24 protein-coding genes are annotated in these 12,673 nt (G+C 55.8%); all 24 read right to left on the bottom strand.

Features of this window, described 5'->3' with window-relative positions:
- Positions 1-119: 119 nt before the first annotated feature.
- The 24 genes from IFT80_RS12405 to rpsS all read right to left on the bottom strand — a co-directional run bounded on the left by IFT80_RS12405 (position 120) and on the right by rpsS (position 12,661).
- Positions 120-1,568, bottom strand: a complete 1,449-nt coding sequence (locus tag IFT80_RS12405) for a catalase (protein WP_192137644.1) — start codon at positions 1,566-1,568, stop codon at positions 120-122.
- 182 nt (positions 1,569-1,750) lie between these two features.
- Entirely contained in the window at positions 1,751-2,137 is a 387-nt protein-coding gene (gene rplQ / locus IFT80_RS12400) for a 50S ribosomal protein L17 (protein WP_122475639.1), read from the bottom strand.
- A 42-nt stretch (positions 2,138-2,179) separates the two neighbouring features.
- Positions 2,180-3,181, bottom strand: coding sequence for a DNA-directed RNA polymerase subunit alpha (locus IFT80_RS12395; protein ID WP_007924176.1), 1,002 nt, complete (start codon positions 3,179-3,181; stop codon positions 2,180-2,182).
- Positions 3,182-3,203: 22 nt separating this feature from the next.
- The gene (gene rpsD, locus IFT80_RS12390; RefSeq protein WP_043192542.1) at positions 3,204-3,824 is read right to left on the bottom strand and encodes a 30S ribosomal protein S4; all 621 of its coding nucleotides are present in this window, start codon (positions 3,822-3,824) and stop codon (positions 3,204-3,206) included.
- A gap of 18 nt (positions 3,825-3,842) precedes the next feature.
- On the bottom strand, positions 3,843-4,232 hold the full coding sequence (gene rpsK, locus IFT80_RS12385; RefSeq protein WP_002555466.1) for a 30S ribosomal protein S11: 390 nt from the start codon (positions 4,230-4,232) through the stop codon (positions 3,843-3,845).
- A gap of 30 nt (positions 4,233-4,262) precedes the next feature.
- Positions 4,263-4,619 (bottom strand): 30S ribosomal protein S13, encoded by a 357-nt coding sequence (gene rpsM, locus IFT80_RS12380; RefSeq protein WP_043192541.1) that lies wholly within the window; start codon positions 4,617-4,619, stop codon positions 4,263-4,265.
- Positions 4,620-4,748: 129 nt separating this feature from the next.
- On the bottom strand, positions 4,749-4,865 hold the full coding sequence (rpmJ, locus tag IFT80_RS12375) for a 50S ribosomal protein L36 (protein WP_002555468.1): 117 nt from the start codon (positions 4,863-4,865) through the stop codon (positions 4,749-4,751).
- Positions 4,866-4,893: 28 nt separating this feature from the next.
- Positions 4,894-6,225 carry a preprotein translocase subunit SecY gene (gene secY, locus IFT80_RS12370; protein WP_043192540.1) on the bottom strand — a complete coding sequence of 444 codons (1,332 nt, stop codon included), beginning with the start codon at positions 6,223-6,225 and terminating at the stop codon, positions 4,894-4,896.
- A complete protein-coding gene (rplO, locus tag IFT80_RS12365) occupies positions 6,226-6,660 on the bottom strand; it encodes a 50S ribosomal protein L15 (RefSeq protein WP_122475641.1) in 435 nt (144 codons plus the stop codon).
- 3 nt (positions 6,661-6,663) lie between these two features.
- A complete protein-coding gene (gene rpmD, locus IFT80_RS12360) occupies positions 6,664-6,840 on the bottom strand; it encodes a 50S ribosomal protein L30 (RefSeq protein WP_003176408.1) in 177 nt (58 codons plus the stop codon).
- Positions 6,841-6,842: 2 nt separating this feature from the next.
- A complete protein-coding gene (gene rpsE, locus IFT80_RS12355) occupies positions 6,843-7,343 on the bottom strand; it encodes a 30S ribosomal protein S5 (protein ID WP_043192537.1) in 501 nt (166 codons plus the stop codon).
- Positions 7,344-7,346: 3 nt separating this feature from the next.
- A complete protein-coding gene (gene rplR, locus IFT80_RS12350) occupies positions 7,347-7,697 on the bottom strand; it encodes a 50S ribosomal protein L18 (RefSeq protein WP_043192536.1) in 351 nt (116 codons plus the stop codon).
- A 10-nt stretch (positions 7,698-7,707) separates the two neighbouring features.
- Positions 7,708-8,241, bottom strand: coding sequence for a 50S ribosomal protein L6 (rplF, locus tag IFT80_RS12345; RefSeq protein WP_122475643.1), 534 nt, complete (start codon positions 8,239-8,241; stop codon positions 7,708-7,710).
- Between the two features lie 12 nt (positions 8,242-8,253).
- Positions 8,254-8,646: a 30S ribosomal protein S8 gene (gene rpsH / locus IFT80_RS12340; protein ID WP_122475645.1), complete on the bottom strand. Its 393-nt coding sequence runs from the start codon at positions 8,644-8,646 to the stop codon at positions 8,254-8,256.
- A 212-nt stretch (positions 8,647-8,858) separates the two neighbouring features.
- Positions 8,859-9,164: a 30S ribosomal protein S14 gene (gene rpsN, locus IFT80_RS12335; RefSeq protein WP_122475647.1), complete on the bottom strand. Its 306-nt coding sequence runs from the start codon at positions 9,162-9,164 to the stop codon at positions 8,859-8,861.
- A gap of 13 nt (positions 9,165-9,177) precedes the next feature.
- On the bottom strand, positions 9,178-9,717 hold the full coding sequence (gene rplE, locus IFT80_RS12330) for a 50S ribosomal protein L5 (RefSeq protein ID WP_122475649.1): 540 nt from the start codon (positions 9,715-9,717) through the stop codon (positions 9,178-9,180).
- 20 nt (positions 9,718-9,737) lie between these two features.
- The gene (rplX, locus tag IFT80_RS12325; RefSeq protein WP_049860773.1) at positions 9,738-10,052 is read right to left on the bottom strand and encodes a 50S ribosomal protein L24; all 315 of its coding nucleotides are present in this window, start codon (positions 10,050-10,052) and stop codon (positions 9,738-9,740) included.
- An 11-nt stretch (positions 10,053-10,063) separates the two neighbouring features.
- Positions 10,064-10,432 (bottom strand): 50S ribosomal protein L14, encoded by a 369-nt coding sequence (gene rplN, locus IFT80_RS12320; protein WP_003243907.1) that lies wholly within the window; start codon positions 10,430-10,432, stop codon positions 10,064-10,066.
- 23 nt (positions 10,433-10,455) lie between these two features.
- Positions 10,456-10,722: a 30S ribosomal protein S17 gene (gene rpsQ, locus IFT80_RS12315; protein ID WP_043192528.1), complete on the bottom strand. Its 267-nt coding sequence runs from the start codon at positions 10,720-10,722 to the stop codon at positions 10,456-10,458.
- Between the two features lie 2 nt (positions 10,723-10,724).
- Positions 10,725-10,916, bottom strand: a complete 192-nt coding sequence (rpmC, locus tag IFT80_RS12310; protein WP_002555481.1) for a 50S ribosomal protein L29 — start codon at positions 10,914-10,916, stop codon at positions 10,725-10,727.
- On the bottom strand, positions 10,916-11,329 hold the full coding sequence (gene rplP / locus IFT80_RS12305; RefSeq protein ID WP_122475651.1) for a 50S ribosomal protein L16: 414 nt from the start codon (positions 11,327-11,329) through the stop codon (positions 10,916-10,918). Before rplP ends, rpmC begins: the two co-directional genes overlap by 1 nt.
- Positions 11,330-11,341: 12 nt before the next feature.
- A complete protein-coding gene (rpsC, locus tag IFT80_RS12300; RefSeq protein ID WP_003176422.1) occupies positions 11,342-12,028 on the bottom strand; it encodes a 30S ribosomal protein S3 in 687 nt (228 codons plus the stop codon).
- A 13-nt stretch (positions 12,029-12,041) separates the two neighbouring features.
- Complete coding sequence (rplV, locus tag IFT80_RS12295; protein ID WP_003103908.1) at positions 12,042-12,374, bottom strand: 50S ribosomal protein L22; 333 nt, start codon at positions 12,372-12,374, stop codon at positions 12,042-12,044.
- 11 nt (positions 12,375-12,385) lie between these two features.
- Positions 12,386-12,661: a 30S ribosomal protein S19 gene (gene rpsS, locus IFT80_RS12290; RefSeq protein ID WP_002555486.1), complete on the bottom strand. Its 276-nt coding sequence runs from the start codon at positions 12,659-12,661 to the stop codon at positions 12,386-12,388.
- Positions 12,662-12,673: the final 12 nt, after the last annotated feature.

The raw sequence follows: 12,673 nt of genomic DNA, 5'->3' as shown, positions 1-12,673 counted from the left end.
ACCAAGGTCGCGGATACGTCACGGCCCGCGGTGCAGAAATACGCTAAAAAGCAGAGAAAATGTGACGAAATAAAGCGAAAAACCGCCCAGATGAGGGCGGTTCTTCTTATCACTTAGGTTCAGCCCAGTTGCATGCCCAATGCCTTGGCGATCCCACTACCGTAGGCTTCGTCCGCACGGTAGAAGTGCTGCAACTGGCGCTCCACCACATCCGCGCTGACACCCATCATCGCGCCAGCAATGTTGTCGATGAGCAGAGTCTGCTGCTCGGCATTCATCAAACGAAAAAGAGCGCCGGCCTGGCTGTAGTAATCGGCGTCCACGCGATGATCGAAGCGATCAGCATCACCGTGCAAGGCCAAGGCCGGCTCGCGATACTGAGGCGCCTGCTTGGGTGCATCGGTGTAGCTGTTGGGCTCGTAGTTAGGAGCAGCACCGCCATTGCTGCCAAAGGCCATCGAACCGTCGCGCTGGTACGAGTGAACCGGGCTGCGGGGTGCGTTCACCGGCAACTGCTGATGATTGGTCCCGACGCGATAGCGGTGTGCATCGGCATAGGCGAACACACGGCCTTGCAGCATGCGGTCGGGCGACAGCCCTACGCCGGGCACCATGTTGCTCGGGCCAAACGTCGCTTGCTCTACTTCGGCAAAATAGTTCAGCGGATTACGATTCAGCTCCAACATACCTACTTCGATCAACGGAAACTCCTTCTGCGACCAAGTCTTGGTCACGTCGAACGGGTTTTCGTGGTGACGGTTCGCCTGATCCTCACTCATGATCTGCATGCATACACGCCACTTGGGGAAATCCCCACGCTCGATTGCATCGAACAGATCGCGCTGTGCGTAATCCGGGTCGGTGCCGGCGATACGCGCCGCGTCGGCTGGAGCAAGGTTCTTGATGCCCTGAGCCGTCTTGTAGTGCCACTTGACCCAGTGACGCTCACCCTTGGCATTGATCAAGCTATAGGTGTGGCTACCGAAGCCGTGCATGTGACGATAGCCGTCCGGAATGCCGCGGTCCGAGAACAGAATGGTCACCTGGTGCAACGCTTCGGGCGAATGGGACCAGAAGTCCCACATCATCTGCGCGCTCTTGAGGTTGCTTTGAGGCAAACGCTTCTGGGTGTGGATGAAATCGGGAAACTTCATCGGGTCGCGAATGAAGAACACAGGCGTGTTGTTGCCAACGATGTCCCAGTTGCCTTCCTCAGTGTAGAACTTGAGGGCGAAACCTCGCGGATCGCGCTCGGTATCGGCTGAGCCGCGCTCGCCACCCACAGTGGAAAATCGCAGGAAGGTTTCGGTCTGCTTGCCTACGGTACTGAACAGCTTGGCACTGGAGTATTCCGAGATGTCACGGGTTACCGTAAAGGTGCCGTATGCGCCTGAGCCCTTTGCATGAACACGACGCTCGGGAATATTCTCGCGGTTGAAATGCGCAAGCTTCTCGATCAGATGGAAATCGTCCAGCAGCAAGGGACCACGCGGCCCCGCAGAACGGGAATTCTGATTGTCGGCGACCGGCGCGCCGCTAGCGGTGGTGAGGATCTTGCTCTGGCTCATGGACGATGTTCCTTGGTAAGGCTTGCTGTGTAGGCGCCGACTTCAGCGGCTTGAAGCAAGTATCCAAAAAACACCCTCATTCGACTAATGGGCAAATCTTCTTTGCCTGATAGATTTTGCCTAATCAGCAGGCATAAAAAAACCGGACCTAAGCCCGGTTTTTCAAGAACAGACTGTTCGTCTTATTCAGCAGCTTCAACCGAGCCACCAACAGGACGATCAACCAGCTCGACGTACGCCATAGGTGCGTTATCGCCAGTACGGAAGCCGCACTTGAGGATACGCAGGTAACCGCCCTGACGGGTGGCATAGCGCTTGCCCAGATCGTTGAACAGCTTACCAACCATTTCTTTCGAACGAGTACGGTCGAAAGCAAGACGGCGGTTTGCAACGCTGTCTACCTTGGCCAGGGTGATCAGCGGCTCGGCAACGCGGCGCAGTTCCTTGGCTTTTGGCAGGGTAGTCTTGATCAGCTCGTGCTCGAACAGCGACACCGCCATGTTCTGAAACATGGCCTTGCGGTGCGAGCTGGTACGGCTCAGGTGACGTCCACTTTTACGATGACGCATGGTTCATTCCTTACCAAACACAACGTTCGGTGATTACGACGATCAGGCAGTCGCCTTGTCGTCCTTCTTAAGACTTGCAGGCGGCCAGTTGTCGAGGCGCATGCCGAGGGACAGACCGCGGGAGGCCAGAACGTCCTTGATTTCGGTCAAGGATTTCTTGCCCAGGTTCGGAGTCTTCAACAGTTCTACTTCGGTACGCTGAATCAGGTCGCCGATGTAGTAAATGTTTTCCGCCTTAAGGCAGTTAGCCGAACGTACAGTCAGTTCCAGATCGTCAACCGGGCGAAGCAGGATCGGATCGATCTCGTCTTCCTGCTCGATTACCACAGGCTCACTGTCACCTTTGAGATCGACGAACGCAGCCAACTGCTGTTGCAGAATGGTTGCAGCGCGACGGATGGCCTCTTCAGGATCCAGGGTACCGTTGGTTTCCAGATCAATAACCAGCTTGTCCAGGTTAGTGCGCTGCTCGACACGGGCGTTTTCCACCACGTATGCGATACGGCGTACCGGGCTGAACGAAGAGTCGAGCTGCAAGCGACCAATGCTGCGGCTTTCGTCTTCATCGCTTTGACGCGAGTCGGCCGGTTCATAACCACGACCACGAGCTACGACGAGCTTCATGTTCAGGGCGCCGTTAGACGCCAGGTTAGCGATTACGTGATCGGGATTAACGATCTCGACATCATGATCCAGCTGAATATCGGCAGCGGTAACCACCCCCGAACCCTTTTTCGACAAGGTCAGCGTAACTTCGTCACGACCGTGCAGCTTGATAGCCAGGCCTTTCAGGTTCAACAGGATTTCAATGACGTCTTCCTGTACACCTTCGATGGCGCTGTACTCATGGAGTACACCGTCAATCTCGGCCTCGACTACTGCGCAGCCGGGCATTGAGGACAACAGGATGCGTCGCAGCGCGTTGCCCAGGGTATGGCCGAAACCACGCTCGAGAGGCTCGAGGGTGATTTTGGCGCGGGTTGGACTGACGACCTGCACATCAATATGGCGGGGCGTCAGGAACTCATTTACCGAAATCTGCATGGATGCACCTATTTTCTAGCCCTTACTTGGAGTAGAGCTCGACAATCAGGCTTTCGTTGATGTCGGCGGACAGATCACTGCGAGCAGGAACGTTCTTGAAAACGCCCGACTTCTTCTCAGTGTCTACTTCTACCCATTCTACGCGGCCACGTTGGGCACACAGATCGAGAGCTTGGACAATGCGAAGCTGGTTTTTAGCTTTCTCGCGAATCGCGACCACGTCACCAGCACGAACCTGGTAGGACGGAACGTTAACGGTCTTGCCGTTTACGCTGACCGACTTGTGCGATACCAACTGACGGGATTCGGCACGAGTCGAGCCGAAGCCCATACGGTATACGACGTTGTCCAGACGGCATTCGAGCAGTTGCAGCAGGTTCTCGCCGGTTGCGCCTTTCTTGCCGGCAGCTTCCTTGTAGTAACCGCTGAACTGACGCTCGAGAACGCCATAGATACGACGGACTTTCTGCTTTTCACGCAGCTGGGTGCCGTAGTCGGACTGGCGGCCACGGCGCTGACCGTGGATACCTGGGGCTGCTTCGATATTGCACTTCGATTCCAGGGCGCGAACGCCGCTTTTCAGGAACAGGTCAGTGCCTTCACGACGAGCCAGTTTGCATTTTGGACCAATGTAACGAGCCATTATCTATCGTCTCCTGAATTACACGCGGCGCTTCTTCGGCGGACGGCACCCGTTATGCGGGATTGGCGTCACGTCGGTGATGCTGGCGATCTTATAGCCACAGCCGTTCAATGCACGGACAGCGGACTCACGACCTGGACCTGGACCCTTGACGTTGACGTCGAGGTTCTTCAGGCCATATTCCAGCGCAGCTTGACCAGCACGCTCTGCAGCCACCTGGGCAGCGAACGGGGTGGACTTGCGTGAACCGCGGAAACCCGAACCGCCGGAGGTGGCCCAGGACAGGGCGTTACCTTGACGATCGGTAATGGTCACGATGGTGTTGTTGAAAGACGCGTGGATGTGGGCGATGCCATCAACCACTGTCTTTTTGACTTTCTTACGAGGACGAGCAGCAGGTTTTGCCATGACTAGATTCCTGTCGATTCGCTGGTGCGATTACTTGCGGATCGGCTTACGCGGACCTTTACGGGTACGCGCGTTGGTCTTGGTACGCTGACCGCGTACTGGCAGACCACGACGATGACGAAGACCGCGATAGCAGCCCAGATCCATCAAGCGCTTGATTTTCATGTTGATTTCGCGGCGCAGATCACCTTCGGTGGTGAACTTCGCCACTTCGCCACGCAGCTGTTCAATCTGCTCGTCGCTCAGATCCTTGATCCGTGCGGCTGGGTTGACCCCAGTGTCTGCACAGATTTTCTGTGCAGTAGTGCGACCAACACCATAGATGTAGGTCAGCGAGATAACAGTGTGCTTGTTATCTGGAATGTTAACGCCTGCAATACGGGCCATTCAGTGGGACTCCAATTGACAGCTACCTACGCCCCGGAAGCCAAGAAATAGGGCGCGAGATAATATCGCTGTAATAACAAATAATCAACCCGGCAGCGCACTAGCTGCCGGGCTTGTAGCACATCACAGTCAGCCTTGGCGCTGTTTGTGACGCGGCTCTGCGCTGCAAATGACTCGAACGACGCCTTCGCGACGAATGATTTTGCAGTTACGGCACAGCTTTTTCACCGATGCACGAACTTTCATTGCCAACTCCTCGAACCTTAAGGGACTGTCAGCGCAGCAGACCGCTGCCACCGTAGCCTTTCAGGTTGGCTTTCTTCATCAGGGATTCGTACTGGTGCGAAACGAGGTGCGATTGTACTTGGGACATAAAGTCCATCACAACCACTACCACAATCAGCAACGAGGTCCCGCCAAGGTAGAACGGAACGTTTGCAGCCACCACCAGGAACTGTGGAAGCAAGCAGACGCACATCATGTACAGGGCACCGAACATGGTCAAACGGGTCAGAACGCCATCAATGTAGCGCGCCGACTGCTCGCCTGGACGAATACCCGGAATAAAGGCACCGGACTTCTTCAGGTTTTCCGCCACGTCTTTCGGATTGAACATCAACGCCGTATAGAAGAAGCAGAAGAAAATGATCCCTGCACTAAACAGCAGAATGTTCAACGGCTGACCAGGAGCGATCGACTGCGAGACGTCCTGCAACCAGCCCATACCTTCGGACTGACCGAACCAGGAGCCCAGCGAAGCCGGGAACAGCAAGATGCTGCTCGCGAAAATGGCAGGAATCACACCGGCCATGTTCACTTTCAGCGGCAAGTGGCTCGTCTGCGCAGCGAAAACCTTGCGGCCTTGCTGACGCTTGGCATAGTGAACGGCTATTCGCCGCTGACCACGCTCGATGAACACCACGAAACCGATAATCGCTACCGCCAGCAGACCGATCGCAACCAGCGCGAAGATGTTGATATCGCCCTGACGCGCAGACTCGAAAGACTGCCCGATCGCTCTCGGAAGACCAGCAACGATACCCGCGAAGATCAACATCGAGATACCGTTACCCACACCACGCTCAGTGATCTGCTCACCCAGCCACATCATGAACATCGCGCCCGCCACGAAAGTGGAGACCGCCACGAAGTAGAAGCTGAAGCTTGCAGTGAACGCCACACCCTGATTGGCCAAGCCGATCGACATGCCGATCGCCTGCACCAAGGCCAGGATGACGGTGCCATAGCGGGTGTACTGGCTGATCTTGCGACGGCCAGCTTCCCCTTCCTTCTTCAACTGCTCCAGTTGCGGGCTCACGGCGGTCATCAGCTGCATGATGATCGATGCCGAAATGTACGGCATGATCCCCAGTGCAAAGATGCTCATCCGTTCCAGCGCGCCACCGGAAAACATGTTGAACAAGCTAAGAATGGTCCCCTCATTCTGTCGAAACAGGTCTGCGAGTCGGTCCGGGTTGATACCTGGAACCGGGATGTGTGCGCCAATTCTGTAGACGATGATCGCCAGGAACAGAAAACGCAGACGAGCCCAGAGTTCAGACATACCGCCCTTGCCTAGCGCTGAGAGAGCACCTTGCTTAGCCATTTATTCCTCGAACTTGCCGCCAGCTGCTTCGATAGCCGCACGCGCACCTTTGGTGGCGGCGATTCCCTTGATGGTCACAGCGCGAGTCACTTCGCCCGACAGCATGATTTTCACACGCTGTACGTTCTGGTTGATCACGTTGGCATCCTTCAGGGATTGCACGGAGACGATGTCGCCTTCCACTCGGGCCAGCTCGGACAGACGCACTTCTGCGCGGTCCATGGCTTTCAGGGAAACGAAACCGAACTTCGGCAAGCGACGGTGCAGCGGCTGTTGACCGCCTTCGAAGCCTGGAGCGATGGTGCCACCGGAGCGGGAGGTCTGACCTTTGTGGCCACGGCCACCGGTCTTGCCCAAACCACTACCGATACCACGACCCGGGCGATGCTTTTCGCGACGCGAACCGGGAGCTGGACTCAGATCATTGAGTTTCATCGATTAACCCTCTACGCGAAGCATGTAGTAGGCCTTGTTGATCATCCCGCGATTCTCGGGAGTATCCTGGACTTCTACAGTGTGACCGATGCGACGCAGACCCAGACCCTTAACGCACAATTTGTGGTTAGGGATACGGCCGGTCATGCTTTTGATCAGCGTAACTTTTACAGTAGCCATGATCAGATGATCTCCTCAACGTTCAGACCGCGCTTGGCGGCGATGGACGACGGGGACTGCATGGCTTTCAGACCCTTGAACGTAGCGTGAACCACGTTGACGGGGTTGGTCGAGCCGTAGCATTTGGCCAGAACGTTCTGGACACCAGCCACTTCGAGAACGGCACGCATTGCGCCGCCAGCGATGATACCGGTACCTTCCGAAGCAGGCTGCATGTACACCTTCGAAGCGCCGTGAGCGGACTTCATGGCGTACTGCAAGGTGGTCCCGTTCAGGTCCACTTGAATCATGTTGCGACGAGCTGCTTCCATAGCTTTCTGGATGGCAGCAGGCACTTCACGAGACTTGCCACGGCCGAAGCCAACACGGCCTTTGCCATCACCTACCACGGTCAACGCGGTGAAGGTGAAGATACGGCCGCCTTTGACGGTCTTGGCAACGCGGTTAACTTGAACCAGCTTCTCGATGTAGCCTTCGTCGCGCTTTTGGTCGTTATTTGACATAACTTAGAACTCCAGCCCAGCTTCACGAGCGCCATCGGCCAGCGCTTTGACGCGACCGTGGTACTTGAAGCCAGAGCGGTCGAAAGCCACCTGCGAGACGCCAGCGGCCTTAGCACGCGAAGCGACCAGCTGGCCAACCTTAGTGGCCGCGTCAATGTTGCCAGTGGCACCATCACGCAATTCTTTGTCCAAAGTCGAGGCACTTGCCAAGACCTTGCTGCCGTCGGCCGAGATGACCTGGGCATAGATGTGCTGCGAAGAGCGGAACACGCAGAGACGCACGACTTCGAGTTCGTGCATTTTCAGGCGTGCCTTGCGAGCGCGACGCAGTCGAGTAACTTTTTTGTCGGTCATTTGCTATGCCCTACTTCTTCTTGGCTTCTTTACGGCGGACGACTTCGTCTGCGTAACGTACACCTTTGCCTTTGTAAGGCTCTGGCGGACGGAAATCGCGGATTTCAGCGGCCACTTGACCCACCAGCTGCTTGTCGATGCCCTTGATCAGGATATCGGTCTGGCTAGGAGTCTCAGCGGTGATGCCTTGCGGCAACTCGTAATCCACCGGATGAGAGAAGCCCAGCGACAGGTTCAGCACTGTGCCTTTTGCTTGTGCTTTATAGCCAACACCGACCAGCTGGAGCTTGCGCTCGAAGCCTTGGCTTACGCCCTGGACCATGTTGTTGACCAAAGCGCGAGTGGTACCGGCCATTGCACGGGTCTGCTGATCGCCGTTCTTGGCAGCGAAACGCAGTTCGCCAGCCTCTTCAACGACTTCAACCGACGAGTGAACGTTCAGTTCCAGAGTGCCCTTGGCACCCTTCACCGAAAGCTGTTGGCCGGCGAATTTTACTTCGACACCAGCTGGCAGCTTAACGGGGTTCTTAGCGACGCGAGACATGCTTATCCCCCCTTAGAACACTGTGCAGAGTACTTCGCCGCCGACACCGGCAGCGCGCGCAGCACGATCCGTCATCACACCTTTATTGGTGGAGACGATGGATACGCCGAGACCGCCACGAACTTTTGGCAGGTCATCAACGGATTTGTACTGACGCAGGCCTGGACGACTTACGCGCTTGACTTCCTCGATGACCGGACGGCCTTCGAAGTATTTCAGCTCGATGGAAAGCGACGGTTTTGCTTCGCTGCTTACCTGAAAACCCGCGATGTAACCTTCGTCCTTCAGAACTTTGGCCACAGCTACCTTCAACGTGGAAGATGGCATGCTTACGACGGGCTTTTCAGCCATCTGGGCATTACGGATTCGAGTTAGCATGTCCGCTAACGGGTCCTGCATACTCATGGGCTAGACGCTCCTGATACAAAAATAATTAGCCTTGCGGCTACAACGTCGCCGAGCGTTTGATCCGGTCCAAAAACCCGGGCTCAGGCGAGCCGGCAATTCTAGACGTACGGCAGAAATGAATCAAGCCCCATGAGGGGCTTGATTCAGTCGCCGTGACACCGGCGGTCGGTTGATTGCTCAATCGAGCGCAGGCATCTCGTCGGTCCGACTTACCAGCTGGCCTTGACCAGACCTGGTACGTCACCGCGCATGGCGGCCTGGCGCAGCATGTTACGGCCGAGGCCGAACTTGCGGTACACGCCATGTGGACGACCAGTCAGGCGGCAGCGGTTACGCATGCGAGCAGCGCTCGCATCACGTGGCTGCTTCTGCAGGGCTACGGAAGCATTCCAGCGCTCTTCTTCACTTGCGTTCAGATTGACAATGATTGCTTTGAGCTCAGCACGCTTCTTGGCGTATTTAGCTACCGTCAGCTGACGCTTCAGCTCACGGTTCTTCATGCTCTTCTTGGCCATTTTCCTACTCCAATCAGTTGCGGAACGGGAAGTTGAAGGCACGCAGCAAGGCGCGACCTTCTTCATCCGAACGAGCAGTGGTGGTCAGGGTAATGTCCAGACCGCGCAGAGCATCGATCTTGTCGTAATCGATTTCCGGGAAAATGATCTGCTCTTTCACGCCCATGCTGTAGTTGCCACGACCGTCGAAGGACTTGGCATTCAGGCCGCGGAAGTCGCGTACCCGAGGCAGGGAGATCGCCAGCAGGCGGTCCAGGAATTCGTACATCTTGTCGCGACGCAAGGTCACCTTGACACCGATCGGCCAACCCTCACGGACTTTGAAGCCCGCGATGGATTTGCGTGCGAAGGTCACAACGGCTTTCTGGCCGCAGATCTTCTCGATGTCGGCTACAGCGTGCTCGATGACTTTCTTGTCGCCGATCGCTTCGCCCAGACCCATGTTCAGGGTGATCTTGGTAACGCGCGGAACTTCCATCACGTTCGCAAGCTTGAGTTCTTCCTTAAGCTTGGGAGCGATTTCCTTCCGGTAAATCTCTTTCAGTCGTGCCATGGTCTTCTACCTAGCAGTGTTCAAGCATCAACCGCTTTTTGGGTCGACTTGAAGACACGAATTTTTTTGCCTTCTTCTACTTTGAAACCAACGCGGTCAGCCTTGTTGGTTTCGCCATTGAAGATGGCGACGTTGGAAGCGTGCAGAGGCGCTTCTTTCTCGACGATACCGCCTTGTACGCCCGACATCGGGTTAGGCTTGGTATGACGCTTCACCAGGTTGACCCCACCAACGACCAGACGGTCGTCAGCGAGAACCTTGAGCACCTTACCGCGCTTGCCTTTGTCTTTGCCGGCGATCACGATGATCTCGTCGTCACGACGAATCTTTTGCATGTCGGATCTCCTTACAGCACTTCTGGGGCGAGCGAGACGATCTTCATGAACTTCTCGGAACGAAGCTCACGGGTCACTGGCCCAAAGATACGGGTGCCGATTGGCTCTTGCTTGTTGTTCAACAGAACAGCAGCGTTGCCATCGAAGCGGATGATGGAGCCGTCAGCACGACGAACGCCGTGACGAGTGCGGACTACAACAGCAGTCATCACTTGACCTTTCTTCACCTTGCCACGAGGAATTGCTTCCTTCACGGTCACCTTGATGATGTCGCCGATGCCAGCGTACCGGCGGTGCGAGCCGCCCAGTACCTTGATGCACATGACGCGACGAGCGCCGCTGTTATCGGCCACATCGAGCATGGATTGAGTCTGAATCATAGAATTTCTCCGACCCCTAGCCCTTAGACTTCAACAGCGCGTTCGAGAACGTCAACCAGTGCCCAGGACTTGGTCTTGGCCAGCGGACGGGTTTCACGAATAGTGACCTTGTCGCCGATCTTGCACTGATTGGTTTCGTCGTGAGCGTGCAGCTTAGTCGAACGCTTAACGTATTTACCGTAGATCGGGTGCTTTACGCGACGCTCGATCAATACGGTGATGGTTTTGTCCATCTTGTCGCTGACCACACGGCCAGTCAGCGTACGGACGGTTTTTTCGGCTTCAGCCATGATCACTTACCTGCCTGCTGGTTGAGCACAGTTTTCACGCGAGCGATGTCGCGCTTCACTTGCGAGAGCAGGTGAGACTGCCCCAACTGGCCAGTTGCTTTCTGCATGCGCAGATTGAACTGGTCGCGCAGCAAGCCGAGCAGTTGCTCGTTCAGTTGCTGTGCTGATTTTTCACGAAGTTCATTCGCTTTCATCACATCACCGTCCGCTTAACAAAGGAGGTGGCGAGAGGCAGCTTTGCAGCCGCCAAGGCGAAAGCCTCACGCGCCAGCTCTTCGGAAACACCCTCGATTTCATACAGGACTTTGCCTGGCTGAATCTGGGCAACCCAATATTCCACGTTACCCTTACCTTTACCCATACGAACTTCGAGGGGCTTTTTGGAGATAGGCTTGTCCGGGAATACACGGATCCAGATCTTGCCGCCACGTTTAACGTGACGGGTCAGGGCACGACGCGCTGACTCGATCTGACGAGCGGTGAGACGACCACGAGCTACAGACTTCAGCGCATACTCGCCGAAGCTGACTTTGCTACCGCGCTGAGCCAGACCACGGTTGTGGCCAGTCATCTGCTTGCGGAACTTCGTACGCTTAGGTTGCAACATTTGGCGTACCCCTTACTTAGCAGCTTTTTTACGAGGCGCAGGTGCTTGTGGTTTCAGTTCTTCTTGGCGACCACCAATTACTTCGCCTTTGAAAATCCAAACCTTCACACCGATCACACCGTAAGTGGTGTGAGCTTCGTAGTTGGCATAGTCGATGTCGGCACGCAGGGTGTGCAAGGGCACACGACCTTCGCGATACCATTCAGTACGTGCGATTTCAGCACCGCCGAGACGACCGCTCACTTGGATCTTGATGCCTTTGGCACCAATGCGCATGGCGTTCTGTACGGCGCGCTTCATGGCGCGACGGAACATCACACGACGCTCCAGCTGCTGAGCTACGCTCTGCGCAACCAGCATACCGTCGAGCTCCGGCTTGCGGATCTCTTCGATATTGATGTGCACAGGCACACCCATTTGCTTGGTCAGGTCCTGGCGCAGTTTCTCAACATCTTCACCTTTCTTCCCGATAACGATACCAGGACGAGCGGTGTGGATGGTGATACGTGCAGTTTGGGCCGGACGATGGATATCGATACGGCTTACGGACGCGCTTTTTAGTTTGTCTTGGAGATACTCACGCACCTTCAGATCTGCGAACAAGTAGTCCGCATAAGTCCGACCGTCTGCGTACCAGACGGAGGTGTGCTCCTTGACGATTCCCAGGCGAATGCCAATGGGATGTACTTTCTGACCCATCTGATCGACTCCGTTACTTGTCAGCAACCTTGACAGTGATATGGCAAGACCGCTTGACGATGCGATCAGCCCGGCCTTTGGCACGAGGCATGATGCGCTTCAGCGAACGCCCTTCGTTGACGAAAACGGTGCTGACCTTCAGGTCATCAACGTCTGCGCCTTCGTTGTGCTCGGCGTTGGCTACGGCCGACTCCAGCACTTTCTTCATGATTTCCGCGGCTTTTTTACTGCTAAAAGCCAGCAGGTTGAGCGCTTCGCCCACCTTCTTCCCGCGGATCTGGTCGGCGACCAAGCGGGCTTTCTGGGCGGAGATTCGAGCGCCCGACAACTTAGCGGCTACTTCCATTTCCTTACCCCTTAACGCTTGGCTTTCTTGTCAGCCACGTGCCCACGATATGTGCGGGTACCGGCGAACTCGCCCAGTTTGTGGCCGACCATGTCTTCGTTCACGAGAACGGGGACGTGTTGGCGACCGTTGTGTACTGCGATGGTCAGACCGACCATTTGTGGCAGGATCATCGAACGACGCGACCAGGTCTTAACTGGTTTGCGATCGTTCTTTTCCGCCGCCACTTCGATCTTCTTCAGTAGGTGAAGATCAATAAAAGGACCTTTTTTCAGAGAACGTGGCACTGTCGTATCCCT

Source organism: Pseudomonas sp. CFBP 8771, from assembly GCF_014841695.1.
Lineage (GTDB): Bacteria > Pseudomonadota > Gammaproteobacteria > Pseudomonadales > Pseudomonadaceae > Aquipseudomonas > Aquipseudomonas baltica.
This window is presented reverse-complemented; position numbering and strand designations above follow the sequence as displayed.

Bases quoted from the DNA above. Each gene is read 5' to 3' on its own strand.
- secY (WP_043192540.1), bottom strand. From the start codon at position 6,225: ATGGCTAAGCAAGGTGCTCTCTCAGCGCTAGGCAAGGGCGGTATGTCT.
- rplQ (WP_122475639.1), bottom strand. From the start codon at position 2,137: ATGCGTCATCGTAAAAGTGGACGTCACCTGAGCCGTACCAGCTCGCAC.
- rpsC (WP_003176422.1), bottom strand. From the start codon at position 12,028: ATGGGTCAGAAAGTACATCCCATTGGCATTCGCCTGGGAATCGTCAAG.
- rpsM (WP_043192541.1), bottom strand. From the start codon at position 4,619: ATGGCCCGTATTGCAGGCGTTAACATTCCAGATAACAAGCACACTGTT.
- rpmC (WP_002555481.1), bottom strand. From the start codon at position 10,916: ATGAAAGCGAATGAACTTCGTGAAAAATCAGCACAGCAACTGAACGAG.
- rpsK (WP_002555466.1), bottom strand. From the start codon at position 4,232: ATGGCAAAACCTGCTGCTCGTCCTCGTAAGAAAGTCAAAAAGACAGTG.
- rpmD (WP_003176408.1), bottom strand. From the start codon at position 6,840: ATGGCTACTGTAAAAGTTACGCTGATCAAAAGCATGACCGGCCGTATC.
- rplN (WP_003243907.1), bottom strand. From the start codon at position 10,432: ATGATTCAGACTCAATCCATGCTCGATGTGGCCGATAACAGCGGCGCT.
- rplF (WP_122475643.1), bottom strand. From the start codon at position 8,241: ATGTCTCGCGTCGCTAAGAACCCCGTTAAGCTGCCAGCTGGTGTCGAA.
- IFT80_RS12405 (WP_192137644.1), bottom strand. From the start codon at position 1,568: ATGAGCCAGAGCAAGATCCTCACCACCGCTAGCGGCGCGCCGGTCGCC.
- rpsQ (WP_043192528.1), bottom strand. From the start codon at position 10,722: ATGGCTGAAGCCGAAAAAACCGTCCGTACGCTGACTGGCCGTGTGGTC.
- rplO (WP_122475641.1), bottom strand. From the start codon at position 6,660: ATGAAACTCAATGATCTGAGTCCAGCTCCCGGTTCGCGTCGCGAAAAG.
- rpsN (WP_122475647.1), bottom strand. From the start codon at position 9,164: ATGGCCAAGAAGAGCATGAAGAACCGTGAGCTGAAGCGTCAGCTGACG.
- IFT80_RS12395 (WP_007924176.1), bottom strand. From the start codon at position 3,181: ATGCAGATTTCGGTAAATGAGTTCCTGACGCCCCGCCATATTGATGTG.
- rpsH (WP_122475645.1), bottom strand. From the start codon at position 8,646: ATGAGTATGCAGGACCCGTTAGCGGACATGCTAACTCGAATCCGTAAT.
- rplP (WP_122475651.1), bottom strand. From the start codon at position 11,329: ATGTTGCAACCTAAGCGTACGAAGTTCCGCAAGCAGATGACTGGCCAC.
- rplR (WP_043192536.1), bottom strand. From the start codon at position 7,697: ATGACCGACAAAAAAGTTACTCGACTGCGTCGCGCTCGCAAGGCACGC.
- rpsD (WP_043192542.1), bottom strand. From the start codon at position 3,824: ATGGCTCGTTACATTGGTCCAAAATGCAAACTGGCTCGTCGTGAAGGC.
- rplE (WP_122475649.1), bottom strand. From the start codon at position 9,717: ATGGCACGACTGAAAGAGATTTACCGGAAGGAAATCGCTCCCAAGCTT.
- rplX (WP_049860773.1), bottom strand. From the start codon at position 10,052: ATGCAAAAGATTCGTCGTGACGACGAGATCATCGTGATCGCCGGCAAA.
- rplV (WP_003103908.1), bottom strand. From the start codon at position 12,374: ATGGAAGTAGCCGCTAAGTTGTCGGGCGCTCGAATCTCCGCCCAGAAA.
- rpmJ (WP_002555468.1), bottom strand. From the start codon at position 4,865: ATGAAAGTTCGTGCATCGGTGAAAAAGCTGTGCCGTAACTGCAAAATC.
- rpsE (WP_043192537.1), bottom strand. From the start codon at position 7,343: ATGTCAAATAACGACCAAAAGCGCGACGAAGGCTACATCGAGAAGCTG.